At 68.3% G+C, this 24378-nt stretch carries 24 protein-coding genes; 8 read left to right on the forward strand and 16 right to left on the reverse strand.

Annotated features, from left to right (window positions below; translation table 11 throughout):
• Positions 1–254: 254 nt before the first annotated feature.
• Positions 255–929, reverse strand: coding sequence for a class I SAM-dependent methyltransferase (locus AB0M45_RS25730; protein ID WP_364334239.1), 675 nt, complete (start codon positions 927–929; stop codon positions 255–257).
• Between the two features lie 134 nt (positions 930–1063).
• On the opposite strand from AB0M45_RS25730, the gene AB0M45_RS25735 reads away from it, so the two are divergent.
• Entirely contained in the window at positions 1064–1228 is a 165-nt protein-coding gene (locus AB0M45_RS25735; RefSeq protein ID WP_364334242.1) for a hypothetical protein, read from the forward strand.
• Between the two features lie 44 nt (positions 1229–1272).
• Here the strand turns inward: AB0M45_RS25735 and glpD are convergent, their stop codons facing one another.
• The 3 genes from glpD to AB0M45_RS25750 are packed head-to-tail and all read right to left on the reverse strand — an operon-like array spanning position 1273 to position 5376.
• Positions 1273–2952, reverse strand: a complete 1680-nt coding sequence (gene glpD, locus AB0M45_RS25740) for a glycerol-3-phosphate dehydrogenase (protein WP_364334246.1) — start codon at positions 2950–2952, stop codon at positions 1273–1275.
• A gap of 51 nt (positions 2953–3003) precedes the next feature.
• The gene (glpK, locus tag AB0M45_RS25745; protein ID WP_364334249.1) at positions 3004–4524 is read right to left on the reverse strand and encodes a glycerol kinase GlpK; all 1521 of its coding nucleotides are present in this window, start codon (positions 4522–4524) and stop codon (positions 3004–3006) included.
• A 36-nt stretch (positions 4525–4560) separates the two neighbouring features.
• Positions 4561–5376, reverse strand: coding sequence for an MIP/aquaporin family protein (locus tag AB0M45_RS25750; RefSeq protein WP_364334252.1), 816 nt, complete (start codon positions 5374–5376; stop codon positions 4561–4563).
• Between the two features lie 259 nt (positions 5377–5635).
• Here AB0M45_RS25750 and AB0M45_RS25755 point away from each other — a divergent pair, with 259 nt between their 5' ends.
• The 3 genes from AB0M45_RS25755 to AB0M45_RS25765 all read left to right on the forward strand — a co-directional run bounded on the left by AB0M45_RS25755 (position 5636) and on the right by AB0M45_RS25765 (position 9011).
• Positions 5636–6400, forward strand: coding sequence for an IclR family transcriptional regulator (locus tag AB0M45_RS25755; protein ID WP_364334255.1), 765 nt, complete (start codon positions 5636–5638; stop codon positions 6398–6400).
• A 42-nt stretch (positions 6401–6442) separates the two neighbouring features.
• Positions 6443–7957 (forward strand): glycerol kinase GlpK, encoded by a 1515-nt coding sequence (gene glpK, locus AB0M45_RS25760; RefSeq protein ID WP_364334258.1) that lies wholly within the window; start codon positions 6443–6445, stop codon positions 7955–7957.
• 214 nt (positions 7958–8171) lie between these two features.
• Positions 8172–9011, forward strand: coding sequence for a DUF72 domain-containing protein (locus tag AB0M45_RS25765; protein ID WP_364334262.1), 840 nt, complete (start codon positions 8172–8174; stop codon positions 9009–9011).
• Between the two features lie 47 nt (positions 9012–9058).
• Here the strand turns inward: AB0M45_RS25765 and AB0M45_RS25770 are convergent, their stop codons facing one another.
• The 4 genes from AB0M45_RS25770 to AB0M45_RS25785 form a co-directional block, all read right to left on the reverse strand.
• Positions 9059–9607: a YceI family protein gene (locus tag AB0M45_RS25770; RefSeq protein ID WP_364334265.1), complete on the reverse strand. Its 549-nt coding sequence runs from the start codon at positions 9605–9607 to the stop codon at positions 9059–9061.
• A 70-nt stretch (positions 9608–9677) separates the two neighbouring features.
• Positions 9678–10283 (reverse strand): FMN reductase, encoded by a 606-nt coding sequence (locus AB0M45_RS25775; protein ID WP_364334268.1) that lies wholly within the window; start codon positions 10281–10283, stop codon positions 9678–9680.
• A complete protein-coding gene (locus tag AB0M45_RS25780; protein ID WP_364334271.1) occupies positions 10280–11374 on the reverse strand; it encodes an LLM class flavin-dependent oxidoreductase in 1095 nt (364 codons plus the stop codon). Before AB0M45_RS25780 ends, AB0M45_RS25775 begins: the two co-directional genes overlap by 4 nt.
• A gap of 102 nt (positions 11375–11476) precedes the next feature.
• On the reverse strand, positions 11477–12724 hold the full coding sequence (locus AB0M45_RS25785) for an alpha/beta hydrolase (protein WP_364334274.1): 1248 nt from the start codon (positions 12722–12724) through the stop codon (positions 11477–11479).
• Between the two features lie 208 nt (positions 12725–12932).
• Here AB0M45_RS25785 and AB0M45_RS25790 point away from each other — a divergent pair, with 208 nt between their 5' ends.
• Positions 12933–13460, forward strand: a complete 528-nt coding sequence (locus AB0M45_RS25790; RefSeq protein ID WP_364334277.1) for an Rv3235 family protein — start codon at positions 12933–12935, stop codon at positions 13458–13460.
• Between the two features lie 119 nt (positions 13461–13579).
• Here AB0M45_RS25790 and AB0M45_RS25795 read toward each other — a convergent pair whose 3' ends face one another.
• The gene (locus AB0M45_RS25795) at positions 13580–14449 is read right to left on the reverse strand and encodes a cutinase family protein (protein ID WP_364334481.1); all 870 of its coding nucleotides are present in this window, start codon (positions 14447–14449) and stop codon (positions 13580–13582) included.
• Positions 14450–14711: 262 nt separating this feature from the next.
• Entirely contained in the window at positions 14712–15311 is a 600-nt protein-coding gene (locus AB0M45_RS25800) for a helix-turn-helix domain-containing protein (RefSeq protein ID WP_364334280.1), read from the reverse strand.
• A gap of 109 nt (positions 15312–15420) precedes the next feature.
• On the opposite strand from AB0M45_RS25800, the gene AB0M45_RS25805 reads away from it, so the two are divergent.
• On the forward strand, positions 15421–16434 hold the full coding sequence (locus AB0M45_RS25805) for a crotonase/enoyl-CoA hydratase family protein (protein ID WP_364334283.1): 1014 nt from the start codon (positions 15421–15423) through the stop codon (positions 16432–16434).
• Between the two features lie 86 nt (positions 16435–16520).
• Here the strand turns inward: AB0M45_RS25805 and AB0M45_RS25810 are convergent, their stop codons facing one another.
• Both AB0M45_RS25810 and AB0M45_RS25815 read right to left on the reverse strand, forming a co-directional pair.
• Positions 16521–19085, reverse strand: coding sequence for an MFS transporter (locus AB0M45_RS25810; RefSeq protein ID WP_364334286.1), 2565 nt, complete (start codon positions 19083–19085; stop codon positions 16521–16523).
• A gap of 10 nt (positions 19086–19095) precedes the next feature.
• Positions 19096–19593 (reverse strand): MarR family transcriptional regulator, encoded by a 498-nt coding sequence (locus AB0M45_RS25815; RefSeq protein WP_364334289.1) that lies wholly within the window; start codon positions 19591–19593, stop codon positions 19096–19098.
• A gap of 276 nt (positions 19594–19869) precedes the next feature.
• Here AB0M45_RS25815 and AB0M45_RS25820 point away from each other — a divergent pair, with 276 nt between their 5' ends.
• Positions 19870–20544 (forward strand): hypothetical protein, encoded by a 675-nt coding sequence (locus tag AB0M45_RS25820; RefSeq protein WP_364334292.1) that lies wholly within the window; start codon positions 19870–19872, stop codon positions 20542–20544.
• 15 nt (positions 20545–20559) lie between these two features.
• On the opposite strand, the gene AB0M45_RS25825 is transcribed toward AB0M45_RS25820, so the two are convergent.
• Positions 20560–20751 (reverse strand): DUF397 domain-containing protein, encoded by a 192-nt coding sequence (locus AB0M45_RS25825; RefSeq protein ID WP_364334295.1) that lies wholly within the window; start codon positions 20749–20751, stop codon positions 20560–20562.
• Positions 20744–21550 carry a helix-turn-helix transcriptional regulator gene (locus AB0M45_RS25830; protein ID WP_364334298.1) on the reverse strand — a complete coding sequence of 269 codons (807 nt, stop codon included), beginning with the start codon at positions 21548–21550 and terminating at the stop codon, positions 20744–20746. Before AB0M45_RS25830 ends, AB0M45_RS25825 begins: the two co-directional genes overlap by 8 nt.
• Positions 21551–21932: 382 nt before the next feature.
• On the opposite strand from AB0M45_RS25830, the gene AB0M45_RS25835 reads away from it, so the two are divergent.
• A complete protein-coding gene (locus AB0M45_RS25835; RefSeq protein ID WP_364334301.1) occupies positions 21933–22091 on the forward strand; it encodes a hypothetical protein in 159 nt (52 codons plus the stop codon).
• A gap of 4 nt (positions 22092–22095) precedes the next feature.
• On the opposite strand, the gene AB0M45_RS25840 is transcribed toward AB0M45_RS25835, so the two are convergent.
• Both AB0M45_RS25840 and AB0M45_RS25845 read right to left on the reverse strand, forming a co-directional pair.
• Positions 22096–23094 (reverse strand): phosphotransferase family protein, encoded by a 999-nt coding sequence (locus AB0M45_RS25840; RefSeq protein ID WP_364334484.1) that lies wholly within the window; start codon positions 23092–23094, stop codon positions 22096–22098.
• Positions 23095–23147: 53 nt separating this feature from the next.
• Positions 23148–24356, reverse strand: a complete 1209-nt coding sequence (locus AB0M45_RS25845) for an acyl-CoA dehydrogenase family protein (RefSeq protein WP_364334304.1) — start codon at positions 24354–24356, stop codon at positions 23148–23150.
• Positions 24357–24378: the final 22 nt, after the last annotated feature.

Consider the following 24378-nt stretch of genomic DNA (forward strand, 5'->3'; position numbering starts at 1 on the left):
GCGATGCGCTGGAACTGACCCCGCTCAGTCCAGCAGACGAAAGAAGGCTTCGGCTAGATAGAACGGCAGCAGTACGTAATACAGCAGCATCGCCATCGAATCGGCTCCGATCATGAACGCGGGTCCCACGTCGTGCCGCGGGCACGTCGCGCCGGGGATTGGAGACCGAGTGGTCTCGCGAGAGCAGGACGCTAGTGCAGTCGTCGCACCTCGGCAAGACGGGTCAGCGTGTCGCCAGGAGCAGCGTGCCGGCGCTAGTGGCGGCGGATCCTGGCCAGCCACGCGGCGAGGTCGACTTTGCCGGACTCGGAGACCTCCAGGCCTTCCGTGTTCTGGGCCACCACGTCGGTGACCCGCCCCCGGTAGCGCGTGGGACGCAGGTCCTCCACCGTCCAGCCGTCGCGGAAGGACTCCCGGATCAGCGTGTCGCTGATCCGGGGGCCGAACCCGGGCTCCGCGTCCGAGAGCGCGAGGACGTGGAGGGTGCCGCCGGGCTTGCAGACCGCGTGCAGGCTGCGGACGTACGCGGCGCGCTCCACGTCCTCGGTCCCGAAAACATGGAACAACGCGCTGTCGACGATGGTGTCGAACGCGGGATCGGAGCCGGGCGGGTCACCGGCGAAATCCAGTCGGTCGCCGAGCGCGAGCGCGTCGGCCACCTCGAACGCGGCGGCCGGCACGCCCTGTGCGGCGGCATTGGTGCGGGCGTACTCCACGGCGCTGGGCGACATGTCGATCCCGCGCACGTCGTACCCGAGTTCGGTCAGCAGGATCGTGTGCTCACCGGCACCGCAGCCGGGATCGAGCACACGACCGGTGATCCACCCCTCGCGTTCGAGCTCGACGATGGCGGGCTGCGGCTCGCCGATCACCCAGGGGGCGGTGTCATTGTCGTAGACGGAGTTCCAGAAATCGGCTGGACGAGTCATGACTCCATGATCGATCCTCAACCGCGCTCGAGGTCAAGGTCGGAAATTGCCGCGGCGCGTCCCGAGAACCGACGCACAGCCACGCACAACGCGCCGACCTGCGTCGACAGCCGATGACCGGGTACGCGCCCGGTATGAGCACACCGAATATCGATCCCACCACGGCGGAGTCGATGCGGCAGGACGCGGATTTCGCCGAGGAGCACACCAAGCCCACGCACGCCGACGAGCATCCCACCGACGAAGAGCTGGAGACCGACGAGTCGACTCCACGCGGGCACAGCGGCATGGACCGCTGAGCACGGCGTGGCACGGTTGAACGCAACCGTGCCACGCACGGGGCTCAGGCGACGGTGACCAGCCTGGCCGCGTTGGCGGATTCGTCGTCGGCCGCCTGGTTGGCCGCCAGCTCGGCATGCACCCGCTGGCGGTAGCGGGCGATCTCGCGCTCGGTGGTAGCGGCGTCCCAGCCCAGGTGGCCGCCGATCAGCCAGGCGACCTCCGGGCCTGCGGCCAGTCCTCGGTCGGCCGCCTCGATGGAGATCCGGGTGCGGCGGGTGAGCACGTCGTCCAGATGCAGCGCGCCCTCATGGGTCACCGCGTACACCGCCTCGGCGCCGAGGTAGTCCGGTGCGCCGCTCAGTGGCTTGCCCAGTTCCGGTTCGCGTGCGATCAGGTCGAACAGGTCGGTGATCGCCGAACCGTAGCGCCCGAGCAGACGCTCGACCGTCGCCCTCGGCAGCCCCGCGCGCTGGGCGAGACTGTCCAGATCGGCGGCGAATTCCTGGTAGCCGACCGCGCCGAGGATCGGCAGATGCTCGGTCACCGACGGGGCGACCGCCCGGCCGAGCCCCGCCACGGCCGCGTCGACGACGTCGGCGGCCATCACGCGGTAGGTGGTGTACTTGCCCCCCGCGATCACGAACAACCCGGGGGCCGGTTCGGCGACCGCGTGCTCCCGGGAGAGCGTCGCGGTGTCGGACGACGCGCCGGACAGCAGTGGGCGCAGCCCCGCGTAGGTGCCGACGATGTCCTCGTGGGTGAGCGGATCGCGCAGCACCCGGTTGACGTGGTCGAGCAGGTACTGCACGTCGGCGTTGCTGGCGGCCGGGTGGTCCTTGTCCAGCGACCAATCCGTGTCCGTGGTGCCGATGATCCAGTGCGCGTGCCACGGGATGACGAACAGCACGCTCTTCTCGGTGCGCATGATCAAGCCCGTGTCCAGGTTCAGGCGGTGGCGTGGCACGAGGATGTGCACGCCCTTGGACATGCGGACGTGGAACGGGAAATCGACCCCGGTCATCCGGTTCATCTCGTCGGTCCACACGCCGGTCGCGCTGATCACCCGGCGCGCGCGCACGGTGTGCACCCGGCCGGTCTCCAGATCGGTGACCTCCGCGCCGACCACGCGTTCGCCGTCGCGCAGCAGCCCGGTCACCTTGGTGCGGGTGAGCACGGTAGCGCCGTGCTGGGCGGCGGTGCGGGCGATCATCATGGTGTGGCGCGCGTCGTCGACTTGGGCGTCGAAGTACCGGATGGCGCCGGTCAGCGCGTCCGCGCGCAAGGCGGGCGCCAGTTCCAGCGCGCGTGTGCGGGACAAGTGCCGGTGCATCGGCAGCGCGCGGGCACCGCCGATGGTGTCGTACAACGCAACACCCGCCCCGATGTAAGCGCGCTCCCATACCCGATGCCGCAACGGCAGCAGGAACGCGACGGGCCGCACCAGGTGCGGCGCGAGGCGGTGCAGCAGCAGGCTGCGCTCCTTCAACGCCTCGCGCACCAGCCAGAAGTCGAGCTGCTCCAGGTAGCGCAAGCCACCGTGGATGAGCTTGCTGGAGCGGCTCGAGGTGCCCGCCGCGAAGTCCCTGGCCTCCACCAGGGTCACGGTCAGGCCGCGGGAGGCGGCGTCGAGGGCGGCGCCCGCACCGACCACGCCGCCACCGATGACGAGCACATCGATCTCGGTGTCGCCGAGTGAGTTCACCGCGCGGGCGCGGTACTGGGAGTCCAATCGTGCGGACACAGCGGTATCTCTCCTTGTTTCGGTGTTATCGGGATCGGCCGGCGTCGCCCCTCATTCGTCGACGTCGATCCAATCGAGGGTGCGGGCGACGGCCTTCTTCCAGCGCGCGTAACCGCGCTCGCGCTGCTCCGCCGACCAGGTGGGATGCCAGCGCTTGGCCTCGTTCCAGTTCTGTTCGAGCTCGTCGGTGTCGCTCCAGAATCCGACGGCGAGCCCTGCCGCGTAGGCGGCGCCCAGCGCGGTGGTCTCGGCGACCACCGGACGCGACACCGGCACACCGAGGAAGTCGGCCTGCAACTGCATGCACAGCTCGTTGGCGGTGACGCCGCCGTCCACGCGCAGCACGTCCAGCTGCACACCGGAGTCGGCCTGCATGGCCTCGACCACGTCGCGGGTCTGGTAGCAGATCGATTCCAGCGTCGCCCGCGCGAGATGGGCGTTGGTGCTGTAGCGGGACAGGCCGACGATGGCGCCGCGCGCGTCCGAGCGCCAGTACGGCGCGAACAGTCCGGAGAACGCCGGGACGAAATACACCCCGCCGTTGTCCTCGGCCTGCCGGGCCAGCGATTCGCTCTGTGCCGCACCGGAGATGATGCCCAGCTGATCGCGCAGCCACTGCACCGCCGAGCCGGTGACCGCGATCGAACCCTCCAGCGCGTACACCGGCTTGTCCGAGCCCAGCTGGTAGGCGACCGTGGTGAGCAGTCCGTGCTGCGATCGCACGATCTCGGTTCCGGTGTTGAGCAGCAGGAAGTTGCCGGTGCCGTAGGTGTTCTTGGCTTCGCCGGGACGGAAGCAGACCTGCCCCACCGTGGCCGCCTGCTGGTCGCCGAGCACACCCGACAGCGGCACCACACCGCCGAACGGACCGTCGGCGCGGGTGGTGCCGAACAGTTCCGGGTTGGACGAGGGTGCGATGGCGGGCAGCATCGCGCGCGGGATGCCGAAGATCGACAGCAGCTCGTCGTCCCAGTCCAGGGTCTCCAGACTCATCAGCATGGTGCGGCTGGCATTGGTCGGATCGGTGACGTGCACCCCGCCGTCCACGCCGCCGGTGAGCTGCCACAGCAACCAGGTGTCGGTGGTGCCGAAGAGCGCGTCGCCGCGCTCGGCGTCCTCGGCCACACCCGGGACGTTGTCCAGGATCCAGCGCAACTTCCCGCCGGAGAAGTAGGTCGCGGGCGGCAGGCCCGCCTTGCGCCGGATGGTTTCGCCGTGCCCGGCCTTCTCCAGATCGGCGGCGATGCGATCGGTGCGGGTGTCCTGCCACACGATGGCGTTGCAGTACGGCCGCCCGGTCTTGCGATTCCACACCACTGTGGTCTCGCGCTGGTTGGTGACGCCGACCGCGGCCAAGTCGCTCGCGACCAGGTCGGCCTTGGTGAGGGTGCTCTGGATGACGGCGCGGGTGCGCTCCCAGATCTCGGTCGGGTTGTGCTCCACCCACCCCGGGCGCGGCAGGATCTGCTCGTGCTCGAGCTGATGGCGGGCAACCTCGTTGCCGCTGTGGTCGAACACCATGAAGCGGGTGCTCGTGGTGCCTTGGTCGATGGCGCCGACGAACTTGGTCATCGCGGTCCTTTCGAGAAACTGCTGTCGGAAACGGATTCAGAACAGGAACTGGGCAGCGAGACCGGCGAGCGCGCCGCCGACCAGCGGGCCGAGCACCGGCACCCAGGCATAACTCCAGTCGGAGTTCTTGCGACGTGGTTCGCTGCTGACTTCCGGCGATTCCAGCGACGCGCGGGCGCCGACGCCTACCGGGACCCTGTTCGCTTCGGCGGGCACGGGCTTGCTGACCGGCAAAACCGCGTGCGCGATACGGGGACCGAGGTCGCGAGCCGGGTTGATGGCGTATCCGGTCGGGCCGCCGAGCGAGGCGCCGATGCCGACGACAAGGAACGCCGCCGCGACCGGGCCGAGCCCGCTGGGAGTGTGTCCGAACGCGAGGATCACCAGGACCAAAGTGAACGTGCCGATCACTTCGGTGGCGAAGTTCCAGCGGAAGGCGCGAATCGCGGGTCCGGTGGCGAACACCGCGAGCTTCTTCTCCTCGTCGGTCTCCTCGTCGAAGTGGCGCTTGTAGGCCAGGTAGGCAACGGTCGCGCCGAGGAACGCGCCGACCAGCTGACCGCTCAGATAGGCGAGCGTGGTGCCGCCCGAGATGGCGATACCGGGGGCGTACTCGTCGGCGCCGCTGAACAGGATGCCGATGGTGACCGCAGGATTGAGGTGGCCGCCGGTCTTATAGGCGACGTAAACGCCGGCCAGCACCGCGAAACCCCATCCAATGTTGATCAGTAGCCAGCCGCCGTCCTGTCCTTTGGACTTGGCCAGCAGCACGTTCGCGACCACACCGACCCCGAGCAGCAGCAGTACTCCTGTACCGAGTGCTTCGCTGAGGAAGATTGAGCCGAAGTTCATCGTTGAGCCTCCGTTCGCCCCGCAGGTCGCGGGCGCGACCGTGCGTGAATCGGAAATTACGGGGGGATTTCCGAGTCGGACATAGCTCGCGTTCGACAATGTCGAACGGCTCGGCTGGTTGCCGGAACGCGGCGCCACTACCGTCCGACCCGCTAGGAGGATGTATGGCGCAGCTCACACTGGGTTTCAATGATGTAGCCCAGGTATCACCGGGGATTCGACATTGTCGAATCGCGACTTGGGGGATAGGTTTCCCGACATGCCGGGTCCGATCCAATCGATCGAGCGGGCGGCGGCCGTACTGCGGCTGCTGGCCCGTGGATCCGGTCGTCTCGGCATCGGCGACATCGCGAGTGCGCTCGATCTGGCCAAGCCGACCGCGCACGGCATCCTGCGCACGTTGCAGGGCGTCGGGTTCGTCGAGCAGGACCCGGCGACCGGCAAGTACCAGCTCGGCGCGGCGGTGCTGCACTTGGGCACCAGCTATCTCGACGCCAACGAGCTGCGCTCACGGGCGATCAACTGGGCCGACGCGCTCGCGGCGCGCACCGGAGAGTCGGTGCGGATCGGCGCCCCGGTCGACGGCGCGGTGGTGGTGGTCCACCACGTGTTCCGGCCGGACAACACCGAGCAGGCGCTCGAGCTCGGCGAACTCCTACCCCCGCACGCCACCGCGTTGGGCAAGGTCCTGCTGGCCTACGACACCGACCTCGCCGCCACGGTGCGCGGAGGTGAACTGGCCCCGCTCACGCACCGCACCCTCGTCGATCGAGCCGCGCTGGCCAGGGCCGTGGCCGGAGTGCGGCAGGCCGGATGGGCGGGCGAGACCGAGGAATTCCGGTCGGGCGAGGCGGGTATCGCGGCGCCGATCCGGGCGCCCGGCGGTCTCGTGGTGGGCGCCATCGGCATCACCGGCCGGGTGGATCGGCTGTGCGACGCACAGTTGCGGCACCGGCGGGCGCTGGTCGGTTACGTCCTCGACGCCGCACGGGCGGTCTCGAGGGACCTCGGTGCGCCGCACTGAGATCCGGGATGATCGGCGGACTTCGACAGGAGGTGGCCGCCGATGACGCAACGCTACGTGCTGTCCATCGATCAGGGCACCACCTCCACCCGCTGCATCCTGTTCGATCAGCGCGCCCGCTTGGTCGGCGTCGCGCAGCGCCCGCACCAGCAGCACTATCCGCGCCCGGGATGGGCCGAGCAGGATGCGCTGGAGATCTGGCGCAACGTCGAGCGGATCGTGCCGCAGGCGATGCGGGATTCCGGCGTCGCCGCCAACCAGATCGCCGCGCTCGGCATCGCCAATCAGCGCGAGACCACCGTGGTGTGGGACCGCCGCACCGGGATGCCGATCGGTCGCGCCATCGTCTGGCAGGATGTGCGGACCGAGGAATTGGTCGGCGAGCTGCGGGAACGCCCTGGCACGGATAGGATCCGCGAGTTGTGCGGCCTGCCGCTGGCCACCTACTTCGCGGCACCACGGCTGCGGTGGATGCTGGACGCCGTCCCGGGTCTGCGCGAGCGCGCCGAGCGCGGCGAGGTGCTGTTCGGCACCATGGAGACCTGGCTGATCTGGAACCTCACCGGCGGGGTCGACGGCGGGCTGCACCTCACCGATGTCACCAACGCCAGCCGCACTTTGCTGATGAACCTCAGTACCCTCACCTGGGACGACGAACTGCTGGCGTTCTTCGGCATTCCCGCCGCGATGCTGCCGCACATCCAGCGCTCCACCGCGTCCTACGGCGTCACCTGCCGGGTGGTACCCGGCATCCCGATCGCCGCCGCGCTGGGCGACCAGCATGCCGCGCTGTTCGGCCAAACTTGTTTCGCGCGTGGGGAAACCAAGTGCACCTACGGCACAGGCGGATTCCTCATGATGAACACCGGACGCGAGCTGGTGCGGTCCGAGCACGGCCTGCTCACCACGATCGGCTACCAGATCGGCCCCGAGCCGGTGTACGCGTTGGAGGGACCGATCGCGGTCACCGGCTCGCTCGTGCAGTGGGTGCGGGACAACATCGGCCTGGTCACCAGTGCGCCGGAGATCGAAACCCTCGCGCGCACCGTCGACGACAACGGCGGCTGCTATGTGGTGCCTGCGTTCTCCGGGCTGTACGCGCCGCATTGGCGCAGCGACGCCCGCGGCCTCATCGCCGGACTGACCTCCTACATCACCAAGGGGCACATCGCCCGCGCCGTGCTGGAGGCCACCGCGTGGCAGACCCGCGACGTGGTCGAGGCGATGAACGCCGACTCCGGCCTGCAGGCTGCGACTCTGCGCGTGGACGGCGGCATGACGTCGAACAACCTGCTCATGCAGATCGTGGCCGACGTACTCGACGTTCCCGTCCTGCGTCCGTTCGTCGCCGAGACCGTCTCGCTGGGTGCGGCGTATGCCGCCGGTCTCGCCGTCGGCTACTGGCCGGATCTGGAAGGGCTGCGCAACAATTGGCGCCTTGCCGCCCAATGGGTTCCGCGCATGGATCCGGCGCACCGCGAGGACGAATACGAGAAATGGCGGCGCGCGGTCGAACTGACCTTCGGCTGGGTGCGGCCGAAACCGCGCGCTCGGTAACCGACCATCGCGCGCGCTGCGCCGGACAGGTGCTGTACCGGACAACTGATCTCGTATGCATATGGGTAACTCACCGGGTACGCCCAGAACTCGAGCGACACTCGACGCAGGACCTGTGACCAACCCTGGCGGCACTCGCTTATACGGCCTGAGTACCCGGAGAGGCGGTACAGCCTGAGTACCCGGAGAGGCGGAACAGGTTAGCGTCGCAGTCATGCGGCTTCATGTGGGATGTGCGATGTGGACGCACGCGGCATGGCAGGAACGGCAGCTTCCTCCTGGAGAGCGGCTGCGGTGGTACGCCACGTGGTGCAATGCGGTCGAGGGCAATACGACGTTCTACGCCACCCCCTCGCGGCGCACCGTGGAATCGTGGGCGAGCCAGTGCGCTCCGGAGTTCCGGTTCGTGCTCAAACTCCCCAAACCGATCACGCATGAGCGCAGGCTGTCCGGTGTCGAGGAGGAACTGCGGTCGTTCCTCGAGGCGATGGCGCCGCTCGGGGAACGCGTCCACGCGCTGTGGGTGCAACTGCCCGGCTCGTTCGGTCCGACCGATCTCGGCGCGCTCGCCGGATTCCTGCGCCTGCTACCGCGCGCCTACCGGCCCGCCGTCGAGGTCCGTCATCCCGCGTTCTTCGCCGACGAGCAGGCTGCGCGCAGGCTCGAATACGTGCTGTCGCGCGTCGACGCCGAATGGATACCGTTCGACACCACAGTGCTTTTCGACGGTCCGTCCGTCAGCGCGGCCGAGCAGGAGGCGGCCGCGAAGAAGCCGCGGCTGCCGCGCAGGATGCGCGCGCTGACGGAGCACCCGATCGTGCGTTATCACGGCCGCGACGACGTCGAGCGGACGGTTGCGGGCTGGCAGCCGTGGGTCGGCACGGTCGCCGAATGGCTGCGCGAAGGCAGGTCGCCGACGGTGTTCCTGCACACGCCGGACAACGCGGGCGCGCTGGAGCTGGCCCGCCGTTTCCACGACGAGGTCCGTTCGCGTCTGCCGGAGCTGGACCCGCTGCCCGAGCCCGAGCCTGCCGAGCCGATGACGTTGTTCTGACCGGGAAGGACGTTTCCCGCACGATGATGGCGGGAATGTCCGACGGTTCAGGATTGCAGGCCGACCTCGACCGCCAGCGTGAGCGTGATCTTGTCGCCGATCACCGCGCCGCCGTCCGGCAGCGGCATGTCGATCGTGATGCCGAAATCGCGGCGATTGATCACGGTCGTGGCCTCGAAGCCGGCGACCGGCCCCTGCCCCATGCCGGGATTCACGCCGAGGAACTCGACGGCGAGCGACACCGGCTCGGTGACGCCGCGGATGGTGAAGTCGCCGTCCACCACGAAGTCGTCGCCGTCGACCCGGAACCCGGTGGACTTGAAGGTGGCCACCGGAAATTGCTCGGCCCGGAAGAAGTCGGCGGTGCGCAGGTGGGCGTCGCGCTGTGCGTTGTCGGTGGTCACCGAGTCGACCCGGATTTCGGCCTCGGCCGATGCGCTGCCATCCTCGGCGATGACCAGCTTGCCGGAGAAGTCGGTGAAGCGGCCCCGCACCTTGCTGACCATCAGGTGGCGCACCGAGAAGCCGAGGGTGGAGTGGACGGGATCGATGGCCCAGGTGCCTGCGGTCAGGGCCTTGGTCGTTGCGGGTGTCATGGCATTCTCCTCTGTGATTGAGATTTAAACTATGTGGACGGAGGGTTGGATCGGGCGCATTGCGGGAAACTCAGTGGGTGCCGAGAAGCTGTGCGAACGGTACCGGCTCGTCGTACGGATCGGTGGCACGCGATCGCGGCGTGTTGGTCAGAAACGTGGCGAATTCCGTTGCGGCGCGGTCCATCCGGGCGCTCAGTCCATCCGAGTCGGCGGATGCCCAGTCCTCGGACGCCGCGTACACCGACGTGGGCGCGACCACCGCACGCAGATAGCTGAACATCGGCCGCAACGCGTGCTCCAAGGCAAGGGAGTGGCGCGCCGAGCCGCCGGTCGCACCGAGCAGCGCCGGCATCCCGCTCAGCGAATCCGGTTCCAGCACGTCGAAGAACGTCTTGAACAGGCCGCTGTAGGAGGCGTTGAAGATCGGCGTGACGGCGATCAGCCCGTCGGCGGTGACCACGGTATCGGTCGCCGCGCGCAGCGCTCCCGCCGCGAATCCGGTCACCAGGTTGTCGGCCAGATCGCGGGCGTGTTCGCGCAGCTCGACGACGTCGAACGTCGCGTCGGCGCCGGAGTTCGCCAGCACTTTGCCGGTGGCCGTGGCGAGTCGATCGGCGAGCAGTCTGGTCGACGAGGGCTGGGACAGTCCCGCGGCGACGACGGCGATGCGGGTCATCGGGTCACCTCCGGCGCGGCGTCGCGGGCGGCGAGCAGGGAAGCATGCGTCGGCGCGTCCGGAATGTGCGCGGGGCGCATAGCGTCGAACTCCTTGCGCAGCACCGGCACGACTTCCTCGCCGAGCAGGTCCAATTGCTCCAGCACCGTTTTCAGCGGAAGTCCGGCGTGGTCCATCAGGAACAGCTGACGCTGGTAGTCGCCGAACGACTCGCGGAAGGTGAGCGTCTTGTCGATGACTTCCTGCGGGCTGCCCACGGTGAGCGGGGTCTGCTCGGTGAACTCCTCCAGCGACGGGCCGTGTCCGTAGACCGGCGCGTTGTCGAAGTATGGCCGGAACTCCCGCACCGCGTCCTGGGAGTTCTTGCGCATGAACACCTGGCCGCCCAGTCCGACGATGGCTTGGTCGGCCGAGCCGTGCCCGTAGTGCTCGTAGCGCCGGCGGTACAGCGAGATCAGGCGCTGGAAGTGCTCTTTCGGCCAGAAGATGTTGTTGGCGAAGAATCCGTCACCGTAGTAGGCGGCCTGCTCGGCGATTTCCGGACTGCGGATCGAGCCGTGCCAGACGAACGGCGGCACGCCTTCCAGCGGGCGCGGCGTCGAGGTGAACGATTGCAGCGGCGTGCGGAACTTGCCCTCCCAGTCGACCACGTCCTCGCGCCAGAGCCGGTGCAGCAGGTGGTAATTCTCGATCGCCAGCGGAATGCCGTCCCGAATGTCCTTGCCGAACCAGGGATAGACCGGTCCGGTGTTGCCGCGGCCGAGCATCAGGTCGACGCGGCCGCCGGCCAGGTGCTGCAACATGGCGAAGTCCTCGGCGATCTTCACCGGATCGTTCGTGGTGATCAGCGTGGTCGCGGTGGAGAGCTGAAGCCGCTCGGTGCGCGCCGCGATGTAGCCGAGCATCGTCGTCGGCGACGACGGCACGAATGGCGGGTTGTGGTGCTCGCCGGTGGCGAAGACGTCCAGCCCGACTTCTTCGGCCTTCCGCGCGATGGTCACCATCGCCGTGATCCGCTCGTGCTCGCTCGGCGTCCGCCCGGTGGTCGGGTCGGTCGTCACATCGCCGACCGTGAAAATTCCGAACTGCACGACGCCTCCTTCGTTCTCAGTCTGGCCCAATTTAGTGGATATGGCAACCAATGGAACGGCGGTGGACGCAGGGCTATTCCCGAGGCGGCGGTGTGGCCTCGGTTACGCCAGGTATTCCGCTAGCCAGGCGCGGGTGAGAAGGCGGGTCACCTGGGCGCCGGCGTCGAGTTCGGTGGTTCCGAAAGCGTGGTCGAGGAAGGGAAACTCGACGTAGCGGTGCGGGATGCCCGCGGCGTCGAGCGCGGCAGCGTAGGCCGCGGTGTGCTCGGCGAGCACGAGGTGGTCGTTCGCGCCTTGGACCAACAGTGTCGGCGGGGACTGGTCGGTGATGTGCGGCGCGGAGTCGGTCGCGGTATATCGATCGGGGTATTGCTCGGGTGTTCCGCCGACGTACTGCCGGGCCGCGTCGGACCCTATCGCGGTCTCGGTGCCGGAGGCGGTGAGGTCGACCACAGGATACAGCGCGATCACCGCGCCCACCCGGGGCAGGTCGGCGGCGCTGCCGCAGCTGGGACGCAGGACACCGGCGTTGATCTTGTTCGCCACGTTGATCGCGAGATTGCCACCCGCGGAGTTGCCGAACGCGGCGAGGCGGTGCAGGTCCAAGTTGTATCGCTGCGCGTTCGTCGTGGCCCAGGTCAGTGCGCAGGCCACGTCGGCGTCCGCGGTGTCCCAGCGGTGGTCGGCGTCGTCGGAGAGGCGGTAGTCCACATCGAGGACGGCGTACCCGTTGTCGGCCAGCCATGTGGTGTAGGCATTGGTGCCGCGGCTGCCCCCGACGAACGCGCCGCCGTGGATGCTGACCACCAGCGGTGCCGGTGTGGACCCGCGTACCGGCAGGTACAGATCCGCCTGGATCGGCTGCCCGTCGATGGTCGCGTACGTGACGGTCTCGTCGGGCGCGTCGCCGACGGTGCTGAACGGAACGGCTGGGGCGAACGCAATCCACGCGCCCGCAGCGTCACGCGCCGCGCACACCAGCGCCGCGCTCGTCGCCACGGACAGAACCAGACCGACGGCGGCCACCCCGGTCACCGTCCCCGCGACGCGCCGACCCGCCGCACTCCGGCGCAGCGCTACCAGCGCGAGTCCGGTCGTGACCACCGCGAGTATCACGTTCCACGAGCCCATCGCGTCGCGCACCGCGCCGAGTAAGAGCAGAGCGGACTGGATGATCGCGCTGCGCAGCAACGGCATGACCCACGAGACCGGCACGACCACGATCAGCTGGCTGACCACGAGGTACGCGGCGAGCACCGCCGTGAGCGTCGGCAACCCGATCCGGGCCAGGCGCCGTGGCGGCGCAGGCCTTCCGGGTGCGGCCACGTCCGCTCCTCGCTGGTCGCTCATTCGGGTCTCCGCTTCCGGTGTCGGTTCCTGTCGACTCCAACATAGGGCTGTCGCTGTGCCCCGCCCCTTCCCGCTGGCGACGCATCGGGAAGTACTCGGGTAGCCGACTACGCACGACATCCGGCGGCGGGTCCGCAGAATCGGTCCCCACAGTGATTTCAGACACAGTGGTTTGGAAGGGGTTTGGATGGCTGGATATCGCGATTGGATGGCACCCGCTCCGAATCCGGAGCCGCCGTTGGACAGTCGTCGCCGTTCCGAGGCCGGCCGTACGGCGAGCGATCCGGCGGCAGCGCGGGCGCTACCGTGCCGCCCGCGGACGCACCTCGCCGCGTCCGGGCGGCCGAGCGCCGGCGTGCGCGGCGCGCTGCACCGGAGTCATCCGCAGGGAACCCGGACCGACGACGAAACGCTCTCCGCGGCGCGGCGGTTCGCCGATTCCGCGGTGCGAATCGTGCTGGAGGTACTCGACCGCAGGAGACCGGTGGCGCAGCTCGCCGTGGTCGCCGACGCCACGGTCATCGCCGCGACGCGCACCCTGATCGCCGCCGATCTGGTGCCGGGCCGTTCCCTCGGCGTCGCGGTGCCGATCCGCGTGAGCGTCGTACTGGTGGACGCCAAGACCGCCGAGGTCTACGCCGGATACGCCCGCGGTGCCAGGCATTTCGCGCTGGCGGCGCGCATCGCCCGCACCCGCTCGGCGGGCTGGCGGCTGACCGCCCTGCGCATCCGATGACGGGTGGCACGGATGTGGCGGCGGCCGGTCGGCGGCGTCACACGGACGTCGAGATACCGGTCCGGCTGGGAAAGCCGCTGCGATCCGGGCGCGGCGCCCGTGGTGAAGTAGCCGACTACCTAGGTGGCCAGCGAGCTCAGCCAGTCGCGCATCCAGGACAGCGCGGTTTTTCCGCCGCCGACGGGGTAGCTGCCGTAGGCGGTGTGGGCCTGGGAACGGTAGAACTCGTCGAGCAGTCGCGCTCGTTCCTGGTTGGCCGACTCCGACAGCTGGCTCTGCAGCAATGCGATCCCGCCGTTGGACATGAGATCGCCGAGGATGGCGTTCATTTCGAGTTGGTAGCGCCAGAGGTAGGCGGGGTCCGGATGCGAGGTCTGGGCCAGGAAGCCCGCGAAGCGGGTCACGAAATCGTCCGCGGCCGTCGCGCAGTAGAGGTCGCCGGCCGCGCAGATGGTGCGGGTCTGCGGGCTGACGAAACCGAACCCGCCGATCCGCGGACCGCCCGCGCCCGCGCCGCCCACCGGCGGCCCGATCAGCGCGTCGGCGGGGGAGCGGCGCGGATCGGAGATGAGTCCGACCGCCGCGATCCGGTGCGGCGGCACGACGCCGAGGCCGGTGCCGATCTCGGCCGCGAGATCCCCTGCCGCGTCGGCTCCTTGGCTGTAGCCGAGCAGCGCGATCTTGGTCGCGCCGCACTCCCTGGCCATCGTCGCGATCAAGCCGCGCGCGTTGTCCACGGCCTCACGCTTGGAGGCGCCGTAGACCTCGCTCTCCCACGGGAACGCCGTCGCGGCGTAGCTGACGTAGTCCACTCGCGCCGAGTCCGGCAGTCCGTTGGTGACCCCCGCGAGCATTCCGGGTCCCGGCGGGTCGCCGTCCGGCCGGTCGGTGGTCTCCCATGTTCCCGGGATCGCCACCACGTACAGGCTCGGGCACTCCGGTGCGGCGACGGCGGGCCCGCTGCCGGCGCCGACGCAGGACAGCGTCATCGCCGCGATACCGATGGCCGCCGAGATCAACTTCGATCGCATGCGTTCGCTCCTGGTAGTCCACGCGCCGCAGGCGCTCCCCGGCAGGAATCGGCCTCCGCCGGTGCCGCGCGGTGGTCGGACCCGGCCCCGTCGAAGGCAGCATTGAGACTCGGTGGTCTCAAAGTGCAGCCAGGATAGCGAGACTGTGTGAGACAGCACAATCGACTGACTAAGTGATGCACATCACAATCGATGCGCATGTACTCACACCGAGCGATTGCTACGGGCTGTGGGTGAGCAGGATGCCAATGGCCTGCGCCCATCGGGCGATGGTTGTCGCGGCGGCGCGCTCCGTCGACCGCAGTGGCCGCGACATCGCGGTGCCGCGCAGTATCGCGACCGTGAGATCGCGGACGGCCGGATAACGCGAATGCGCGACCAACTCCGGGCCGAACAGCGCGTCGACCACGCGATGGAGATCCCGCCCGGCCTGCCGTTCGGCCGCGCGCAGCGCCTCGGCAAGCGACGGATCGGTGCGCGCGGCCGCCCACAATTCGAACTCCGCCTGCGCCGCCGGGCGGGCCATCGACTCGTACAACGCGGTCAGCGCGCGTATCACCGGGTCGGAGCCGTCGCCGAGCCGATCCGCGGCCTCCCGGACAGCCGCTTCGTTGCGTGCGACCAGATGAGCGACCAATCCCGAAACCAAGGCGTCGATCGTGGGGAAGTGGTGTAGCAGCGCCCCGCGGCTGACGCCTGCCGCGCGCTGCACCGACAGGGTGGACAGCGCCGCGTAGCCCCGCTCGGCCAGTAGATCCGCAGCGGCGTCGAGAATGCGGACGCGAGTCGCCCGCTTCTGCTCCTCGCGTCGTCCGGCCATCGGGCTCCCTTCGTCGCCGAGGACGATTTCACAGTCAGTATTGACTGTCAAATGCCCGGTGAGCCAGACTGCGGATACCCGGTTCCGGCCGACGTCGAAAGGGAAGACGATGACCGACAGTGAATTCCAGGACGGCGCGGCCGCGTGGTACCGCAATTGGGACGAGACCCCGGACTCGCCGTGGGCGGGCCGCCCCGAACCGGACGACGCGGGCGAGTACCGCACGCTGACCTACGAACGGGACGGCCGGATAGCGCGTATCACGTTCAACCGCCCGGAGAAAGGCAATGCGATCACTCCGGACACCCCGCATGATCTGGCCCGCGCGGTCGAGCGCGCCGATCTGGACCCGCGCGTGCACGTGATCCTGCTGTCCGGGCGCGGCAAGGGATTCTGCGGCGGGTACGACCTGAGCATGTTCGCCGAGCAGGGTTTCGCGGTGACCGGGGGACCCGGCGACGTGGCGGGAACGGTCGTCGATCCGGTGGTGCAGGGCCGCAACCACGACCCGGCGCAGACATGGGACCCGATGATCGATTACGCGATGATGAGCCGGTTCAACCGGGGGTTCGCCAGCCTGATGCAGGCGAACAAGCCGACCGTGGCCAAGCTGCACGGCTTCGCCGTGGCGGGCGGCAGCGACATCGCCCTGTTCGCCGACCAGATCATCTGCGCCGACGACACCAAGATCGGTTATCCGCCCACCCGCGTGTGGGGTGTCCCGGCCGCGGGCATGTGGGCGCATCGCCTCGGTGACCAGCGCGCCAAGCGCCTGCTGTTCACCGGTGACTGCCTCACCGGCCAGCAGGCTGTCGAGTGGGGCCTCGCGGTCGAATCCTGGCCCGCCGACGAACTCGACGCGCGCACCGAGGAGTTCGTCGCCCGGATCGCGCGCATGCCGGTCAACCAGCTCATGATGGCCAAGCTGGCGCTCAACTCGGCGCTGTACGCGCAGGGCGTCGCCAACTCCGGCATGATCAGCACCGTCTTCGACGGCATCGCCCGGCACACCAGGGAGGGTTATGCCTTCCAAAACCGTGCTGCCACAGTTGGCTTCCGCGAGGCGGTCCGAGAGCGCGACGAGCCGTTCGGCGATCACAAGCGGGATCGGTCCGAGCGATAGATCGTCCGGGCGCGGCCGACGCGCGAGTCTCCGAACTCCGAGGGCGTGGTTTGTGCACCACGGCCCTCCGCACGGCGGACCGCGAGTCAGCGCTCAGGCGAGACCTTCCCGGCCGCCTCGTCTTCGATGTCGTAGCCGAGCCGCACGTCGTGCGCCGCCTCGCCGCCGCACACCGTGACCCGGCTGGTCACCGGCGGATAGCCGCGCGCCACGATCGTGTAGTCGCCCTCGGCCAGATCGGTGACCACGTAGCGGCCGTTCTCGTCGGTGCGCGTCGTCGCGATGAGCACGCCCGCCGCGTCGAGCACGCTGATCTGGACCTCGGAGACCGCCCGGCCGCCGTCCGACCACGCGTTCCCGGCCAGCACCGCCATCGGGGCGAGGTCGATGTCATGGTGCAGGGGCCCGCTGTCCGGCACCGTCAGCGTGGTCGCGCTCGGACGCATGTGCTCGGCGATCGCCACCAGGGTGTAGGTGCCGGGGACAACGCCATGACACAGGTAGGCGCCATCGGACGCCGCGGTGGCGGACCCGACGACCTCGCCGTCCGGGTCGGTCAGTGTGACGGTCGCGCCGGGCAGCGGCTCGCCGCGGGTGCGTGACCGGACCACGCCGGACACCTCCCCGGAGCCGCGCAGCGTGATGTCGACCTGCTGAGGCCGGTCCCCGACGGTGACGTTGACCGCCGCTGGTTGATGGCCGACGGCCGACACGATCAGCACATAATCGCCCGTATCGGCCGCGCCGATGACGTAACCGCCGTCGGAGCCCCCGGTTGCCCGCCCGGCCTGACGTCCGCGCTGGTCGATCAGGGTCAGCGCGGCGGAGGGCACCGGGCGCCCGTCTTCGCGGTGGACATAACCGCCGAGGGAACGGCCTTCATACTCCGCGCCGTCGGACGCGTCGAAACTCGCGCGCAGCTCGGGGCCCCGGGCGCCGTTACCCGCGGGATCACCCGCCACATGCTTGCCCGCCCCGGCGAGCACCGGCTCCGGTTCCGACAACGCGTGCGCGGCGCCCTCCCAGACCTGATCCGCGTCCCATCGTGATTCGGTTTCCTCCGGCTCGTCGCTCGGCGCCGCCGCGGCGACCGGGTTGTCTTGCAGCGGAATCTCTTTCATGAACATCAGCACCACGCAGGCCAGCAGAGCCACTCCGGCCGCCGCGTAGAACACACCGTGCATGGAGTCGGTGAACCCGGTGAGGATCGGTATCTTCAGCTCGTCGGGCAGGGCCGCGATACCGCTGGTGTTGGACTGCATGCCGCTGAGCTGGTCGGGGCCGAATCCGGGCGGCAGCACGCCGCCGAACGCGTCGGTGATCCGGTGCGGCAGCAGGTTGAACAGGATCGTCAGGAACACCGCGACGCCGAGCGTGCCGCCCATCTGACGGAAGAAGGTAGCCGACGCGGTGGAAACGCCCATGTCCGAGCGTGGTCCGGCGTTCTGCGCGGCGATGATCAACGTCTGCATGCAGCAGCCGAGCCCGAGGCCGATCACGCCGCCGTACACCAGCGGCTGCCACAGCGGGCTGTCGTAGTGCACCTGTGCATACAGCGTCGCGCCGATCGCGACGATGAACGTGCCGGTCACCGGCAGGATCTTGTAGCGACCGGTCCGCTTGGTAATCCGCCCGGCCGACTGGGAGCCGAGCATGATGCCGAGCACCAGCGGAAGCATCAGCAGCCCGGCCTTCGTCGGCGAGTAGCCGCGCACCACCTGGAAGTACTGCGGGACCATGGTGATCGCGCCGAACATCGCCACGCCGACGATGAACCCGCCCGCGATGGTGACGCTGAAGGTCGAGTTCTTGAACAGCCGCATTGGGATCAGCGCCGCGTCCTTCATCAGGAATTCGACCAGGACGAACAGCAGGAAGCCGACCGCCCCGACGCCATAGCAGATCAGCGCACGCTCCGACGACCAGCCCCAATGGCGGCCCTGCTCGGCGACGATCAGCAGCGGCACGACGAAGATCGTCAGAGTCAGCGCGCCGAACCAGTCGATGCGGTGGTGCTGGCGCTGGTGCGGCGCGTTGAGCACCTTGGCCACGACGAGCATGGCGAGCACGCCGACCGGGACGTTCACCAGGAACACCCAGCGCCAGCCCTCGATGCCGCCGAGCTCTTGGTAGTCGGAGAAGAAGCCGCCGAGCACCGGGCCGAGCACGGTGGCCGTACCGAAGACCATCATGAAATAGCCCTGGTAGCGCACCCGCTCCCGCACGGGAACGATGTCACCGATGATGGTGAACGCCAGCGACATCAACCCGCCCGCGCCGAGGCCCTGGAAGGCGCGGAACCCAGCGAGCTGGTACATCGAGGTGGCGAAGGTGCAGGCCACCGAACCGATGACGAACAATCCGATGGCGACGAGATAGAACGGCTTGCGGCCGTAGATGTCGGCCAATTTGCCGTACAGCGGCGTGGTGATCGTCGCGGTGATCAGATAAGCCGTTGTCGCCCAGGCCTGTTCGTCGAAGCCGTGCAGGCTGTTGGCGATCTTCACGATCGCGACGCTGACGATGTTCTGGTCGAGCGCGGCCAGGAACATGCCGAGCAGCAGGCCGGACAGGATGGTCAGGATCTGCCGGTGCGACAGGGGGGCGCTCGGGTCCAGGTCCCGCGGTGCCTCGGTGGTGGAATTCGTCATGGATGAGCCCTTATTTCCAATCGGCTGGCTGTCGGGAAGTTGTCTCGATCCCTGCGGTGAGCCGGTCGAGCAGACCGGTCAGGGTGTCCCGGTCCCGCGCGGACCAGTCGGCCAGGATGTCGGCCAGCCACCGGTTGCGCAACGCGCGGTTCTCCTCGAAGACGCGCACGCCCTCCGCGGTAGCCGCCAGCACGCACGCACGGCCGTCGATCGGATCGGCCCGGCGCTCCACCAGCCCGTGTGCCACGAGCGATCTGCTCTGTCTGCTGATCGTGGAGGCCTCGGCGTGTAACAGCTCGGCGATCCTGCCCGCGCGCTGTGGTCCCTCGTGGACCAGGCAGAACAGCACGGAGTAGGCCAGCCGTTCCAGTCCGTCCGGCCCCGGCTTGGCCAGCTGCGACTTCGTCCGGTTGACCGCTCGCATGAACCGGACGAGCTGCTTGCCGAGCTCGTCGGCGGCCGCGAGTTCGGCCGCCGTGACGGTGCGCTCGCGAGCGGTAGCGGACATGGCACTCACCTCATGTTCCCGACAACAGATTAGTTAGCAAGGATAACTAGTTGCTTTTGGCAACTATACATCCGCTGTGTCGAAGCCTTGCGAGGTGGGTCACCGAGTAGACCCGTTGCTACCGTCGCGAGCGCTATCGCCGCCGCCTCGGCCTTGCCTGTTGACCATTCGACCGACAGAATCCACCGAAATATGCAATGTTGTTACTGCACAACGGCATTGAGAGGGAACCCACGGTGGCCGTGTAGGCACCGTAAAAGGGGGTGCGGCGAGATCATGTCGTCGAACACGTCCGAGCTGGGCGGCGTGCCCGCCCGCTCCGGCCGGGCACGGCCCGAACGCGTGCCCACCTGGCCCGGGATGATCGCGCCGCAGGGTCCGTCGCACCGCGCTGGAGGTGACCGGCGCCGGGCGCCCCGCGATCGGCGCCGGGCCCGGCGCGGACCACGCCGCGCCTGGTTGGTCGGCGGCGTCGGGATCGCTGCCTCGCTGGCCGCCGCGGCGCTGGTGCTGGTGTACACGGACGCGGCGTCCGCGCCACGGCAATCGGCCACCGTCGCCGACCCGGTGCTCGGCGGCGGCCCCGGCTGTGAGCCGATCCGTGGCGAACAGTTGGTGCGCGGCAACGGCACCGGTTCGGTCGACTCGGGTCCGGACGTCATCCTGGCGTTCCAGCACGCGTATTACGTGACCCGCTCGGGGGCGGTCGCCCGATCGCTGACGGCCCCGGATGCCGCCGTGCCACCGGTCGCTGTGATCGACGCGGGCATCGCTTCCGTCCCCGCGGGGACCCAGCACTGCGTCATGATCACCTCCATGCTCGACGGCCGCTACGACGTGGTGATCACCGAACTGCGGCCCGACTCGGCCAACCGCACCTATCGCCAGTTCGTCACCGTGGCCACCAGCGGCGGCAAATCCACCATCATCAAGATCGCCGCACCGAACTGATCCGCTGAATAGCCCCTAGGTCAGGTCGTCGAACTCTCCAGCCTTGCAGCCCTTCAGCCACGCTGAGAACTCCGCACGGGTGAACGCGACGGTTCCGGCTTCCCGAGCATTGCTGTTGCGCACGTAGATGATGTTCGGGGTTCCAGCTACCTCGACGCATGTCTCGTTATCCGTGAAACTGGACACTCGCCAATCGAGGTCATCCATCGTGCTTGTGCTCCCATTTTTCTGCTAGTCCGAGGACGAACTTGCGCGACTCGGTAGGACTCAGAGCAATCCTTGCCCCGTGGTCGAACGCACTGGCGAAGTATCCCACTTCCTCGGCGTCTGTGATGAACCGCCCGCCGCCGTACGACTCGATATGAACCCGCGGCGATCCCCACGGGTGAGACATGAGCGAGAACGAATGCAGGCGGCGCGCTTCGTATTGGCCCGCATCGTAGGTGGTCACTCGTACCGTCACGTTCGGCAACTCCGACAACTCCGCTACAGTCCGCAACTGCTCGGACATGACTGCTGGGGTACCGACACGGAGTCTCAACGACGATTCCGGCTGAATCACGTCCAGCACCAAGTCACCCGACCGGACACGCTTCTGTCGGTGCAAGCGCTGGTCAACGGCTTGTTGTACGTAGGTATCCGAGACTCCTGAGATGCCCACCCTGCTCACCAGGGCTTCAACGTAGGCCGGAATTTGTAGCAGTCCGTAGACCGCGCGCGGCTCGTGCGTGCGGATGGACGTAGCCGACTGTTCCATGCCGAGATACGTAGATAACCATTCGGGCATCTCGCCCTCGATGGCAGGAAGGCTACTCAGCATTGCCGAGAGCTCATCTGTCGTGATACCTAGTGCTTCAGCGTATTTCGGTCGCTGAGCCGGGTACGGTGTCCCCTCGTTGCGCTCCCATCTGCCGAGCGTGGTGCGATCCACCCCCACTGCTTCGGCTATCTGCTCCTGAGTCTTCCCGGTCGCCTTCCGCGCCTCGATAAGACGTTGCCTGCGCATACCTGCATCGTAGGTGCAACTTGCGCGCCGTGGTCTGTTTCGCTATGCGCGCGGAACATTGAACGCACCAGGGGAAATCGAGAAAGGGGCAGTCGATGTACGCACTACCGCAACGGATTCCAGGTGAACATGAGTACCCGGCAGGCACGGTAGAGCGCGCGTCAATCGAACTGATCAGCCGTACCGCCGATGCACTTGCGCAGTGGGCGGGCACCGACGCGAGGGGGTTGCCAGTGGATACCAGAACGGCAGAGGCAGCGGTGTTGGCGGTACTCGCACCGGGTGGGATGCTCACCGCCGACCAGATCAGCCGCGACGCGCAGCTCACCGGATGGTCAGCCCGCCGGGCGATAGGTCAACTCGAATCACGCGGCCTCATCATGTGCGCGCCGCACTCTTCACGGTGGTCGATCACTCCGCGTGGCAGGGCAACCCTGGCAGCCAACGGAGGGCGGTAGCCGTGTGGGTCAACGTCGGGATCGCGGTGGCTATCGGCCTGCCGCTGGTCGTGCTCATCGCGGTGCTGGTGTGGCCCGAGTAGAACCTCAGGTCAGGCCCGCGATCTTCCGGCAGCGCCAGTCCAGGTAGTTGATCACCATCCAGAAGTCCTTGAACGCCGGGTTGGTGGTCTGCCCGTGGTGGTAGCGGTAATAGATCTGCTGGGCGATGACGGCCAGGCGGAACAGCCCGAAAACCTCGTAGAACGGCCAGTTCTCGGCCGAACGGCCGGTGCGCCGGCAGTAGTGGTCGACGATCTGCCCGCGGGTCAGCATGCCGGGCAGGGGGCTCGGCTGGCGGCGGACGGACAGCATGGTCTCGTCGTCGTCGGCCTGCACCCAGTAGGCCAGCGCGCCACCCAGGTCCATCAGCGGGTCGCCCAAGGTCGCCATCTCCCAGTCGAGTACGCCGACGATCGCGCCCGAACCGGACGGGTCGAGCACGAGATTGTCGAGGCGGAAGTCGTTGTGGATGACGGTGGTCGCGACATCCGGTGGCTGGTTGCGATCCAGCCAGGCCATTACCGCCGCGAAATCGCTGACGTTGTCGGTGCGCGCATTGACGAAACGGCGCGACCAGCTCGATACCTGGCGGACGACGTAGCCGGATCCTTTGCCGATTTCGCTGAGTTCCGCGGCTATGGGGTCCACCTCGTGCAGTTCGATCAAACAGTCGAAAGCCGTGGTGGACAGTCGCCGTGCCTGATCGATGGACAGGCTCATTCCGTCCGGCAGGTCACCGCGCAGGATGGTGCCCGCCACCCGTTCCATCACATAGAACTCGCTGCCGATCACACCAGGGTCGGCACACCGGGCGACCATCCGCGGCACGTACGGGTAGTGCGGACGCAGCCGTTGCTGCACCAGGAACTCGCGGCCCATGTCGTGTGCCGAGGCGGCCTTCGTGCCGCTCGGCGGCCGTCGCAGGATCACGTCGCGGTCCGGATAGCGCAGCAAATAGGTGAGATTCGACGCGCCGCCGGAGAATTGGCGCACCTCGGGCGGACCGCCGAGGTCCGGCACCTGCTCTGCGAGCCAGGCGTGCATGGCCGCGACGTCGAAGGCGTCCTCGGCGCGGACCGTGCCGGCCTCCGGCGCGATCACCGGTCGTTCCCGTACTTGCGTAGTTCCTGGCGGGCGATCACGCCGAGGTGTACTTCGTCGGGACCGTCGGCGAAGCGCAGCGACCGAATGCCCGCGAACGCGCGCGCCAGCGGGAAGTCATCGGAGAGCCCTGCGCCGCCGTGCAATTGGATCGCCATGTCGAGCACTTCCTGGGTCATCCTCGGCACGACCGCCTTGATCTGCGACACCTCGCTGCGCGCACCGGCCAGTCCCTTCGTATCCAGCAGCCAGGCGGTGTGCAGGACGAGCAGCCTGGCCTGATTGATCGCGACGCGCGCGCCCGCGATGCGCTCCCGATTGCCGCCGAGGTTGGCCAGCGGCTTGCCGAAAGCGGTGCGCGACAGGCTGCGACGACAGGCCAGCTCGAGCGCGCGTTCGGCGAGGCCGATGGCACGCATGCAGTGGTGGATGCGGCCGGGGCCGAGGCGGCCCTGCGCGATCTCGAATCCGCGTCCCGGCCCGGCGATCACGGCGTCCAAGGGGAGCCGCACGTCGGTGAAGGTGACCTCGCCGTGTCCGTAGGGTTCGTCCAGGTAGCCGAACGTGCTGAGCATGCGCTCGATCCGCACGCCGGGCGTGTCGAGTGGGACCAGCACCATGGAGTGGCGCTGATAGGGATGCGCCGCCGGGTCGGTGAGTCCCATGAAGATGACGAACGCGCAGTTCGGATGGCCGATGCCGGTGCTCCACCACTTGCGGCCGTTGAGCACGATCTCCTCGCCGTCCACCACGGCGGTGGCGGCCATATTGGTCGCATCGGAGGAGGCGACCTCGGGTTCGGTCATGCAGAACGCCGAGCGGATGGTGCCCTCCAGCAGCGGGTGCAGCCACTCCCGGCGCTGTTCCGCGCTCCCGTAGTGCAGCAGGACCTCGGCGTTGCCCGTATCGGGTGCGTTGCAGTTGAACACCTCCGGCGCCCAGCCGGAGCTGCCCATCGCCTCGGCCATCGGTGCATAGTCGACGTTGCTCAGACCCGCGCCGAGGTCCGGATCGGGGAGGAAGAGGTTCCACAGTCCCGCGGCCCGCGCCTTCTGTTTGAGCTCTTCGACCACCGGCGGGACCGCCCACGGCGATTCCCGCAGGAACGCGGCGTACTCGGCGTCGCGTGGCTCGATCTCGTCGCGCACGAACTGCCGCACCTGGTCGGTGAGACGGACGGCTCGGTCGGAATGCGTGAAATCCATACCCATCCTCGAGGCTGTGCTG

Origin of the sequence: Nocardia sp. NPDC051787, from assembly GCF_040681325.1 — a bacterium.
Taxonomy (GTDB): domain Bacteria; phylum Actinomycetota; class Actinomycetes; order Mycobacteriales; family Mycobacteriaceae; genus Nocardia.

Coding starts and splice junctions, on each gene's coding strand:
- AB0M45_RS25730 (WP_364334239.1), bottom strand. CDS start 929: ATGACTCGTCCAGCCGATTTCTGGAACTCCGTCTACGACAATGACACC.
- AB0M45_RS25735 (WP_364334242.1), top strand. CDS start 1,064: ATGAGCACACCGAATATCGATCCCACCACGGCGGAGTCGATGCGGCAG.
- glpK (WP_364334249.1), bottom strand. CDS start 4,524: ATGACCAAGTTCGTCGGCGCCATCGACCAAGGCACCACGAGCACCCGC.
- AB0M45_RS25750 (WP_364334252.1), bottom strand. CDS start 5,376: ATGAACTTCGGCTCAATCTTCCTCAGCGAAGCACTCGGTACAGGAGTA.
- AB0M45_RS25755 (WP_364334255.1), top strand. CDS start 5,636: ATGCCGGGTCCGATCCAATCGATCGAGCGGGCGGCGGCCGTACTGCGG.
- glpK (WP_364334258.1), top strand. CDS start 6,443: ATGACGCAACGCTACGTGCTGTCCATCGATCAGGGCACCACCTCCACC.
- AB0M45_RS25765 (WP_364334262.1), top strand. CDS start 8,172: ATGCGGCTTCATGTGGGATGTGCGATGTGGACGCACGCGGCATGGCAG.
- AB0M45_RS25770 (WP_364334265.1), bottom strand. CDS start 9,607: ATGACACCCGCAACGACCAAGGCCCTGACCGCAGGCACCTGGGCCATC.
- AB0M45_RS25775 (WP_364334268.1), bottom strand. CDS start 10,283: ATGACCCGCATCGCCGTCGTCGCCGCGGGACTGTCCCAGCCCTCGTCG.
- AB0M45_RS25785 (WP_364334274.1), bottom strand. CDS start 12,724: ATGAGCGACCAGCGAGGAGCGGACGTGGCCGCACCCGGAAGGCCTGCG.
- AB0M45_RS25790 (WP_364334277.1), top strand. CDS start 12,933: ATGGCACCCGCTCCGAATCCGGAGCCGCCGTTGGACAGTCGTCGCCGT.
- AB0M45_RS25795 (WP_364334481.1), bottom strand. CDS start 14,449: ATGACGCTGTCCTGCGTCGGCGCCGGCAGCGGGCCCGCCGTCGCCGCA.
- AB0M45_RS25800 (WP_364334280.1), bottom strand. CDS start 15,311: ATGGCCGGACGACGCGAGGAGCAGAAGCGGGCGACTCGCGTCCGCATT.
- AB0M45_RS25805 (WP_364334283.1), top strand. CDS start 15,421: ATGACCGACAGTGAATTCCAGGACGGCGCGGCCGCGTGGTACCGCAAT.
- AB0M45_RS25810 (WP_364334286.1), bottom strand. CDS start 19,085: ATGACGAATTCCACCACCGAGGCACCGCGGGACCTGGACCCGAGCGCC.
- AB0M45_RS25815 (WP_364334289.1), bottom strand. CDS start 19,593: ATGTCCGCTACCGCTCGCGAGCGCACCGTCACGGCGGCCGAACTCGCG.
- AB0M45_RS25820 (WP_364334292.1), top strand. CDS start 19,870: ATGTCGTCGAACACGTCCGAGCTGGGCGGCGTGCCCGCCCGCTCCGGC.
- AB0M45_RS25825 (WP_364334295.1), bottom strand. CDS start 20,751: ATGGATGACCTCGATTGGCGAGTGTCCAGTTTCACGGATAACGAGACA.
- AB0M45_RS25830 (WP_364334298.1), bottom strand. CDS start 21,550: ATGCGCAGGCAACGTCTTATCGAGGCGCGGAAGGCGACCGGGAAGACT.
- AB0M45_RS25840 (WP_364334484.1), bottom strand. CDS start 23,094: ATGCACGCCTGGCTCGCAGAGCAGGTGCCGGACCTCGGCGGTCCGCCC.
- AB0M45_RS25845 (WP_364334304.1), bottom strand. CDS start 24,356: ATGGATTTCACGCATTCCGACCGAGCCGTCCGTCTCACCGACCAGGTG.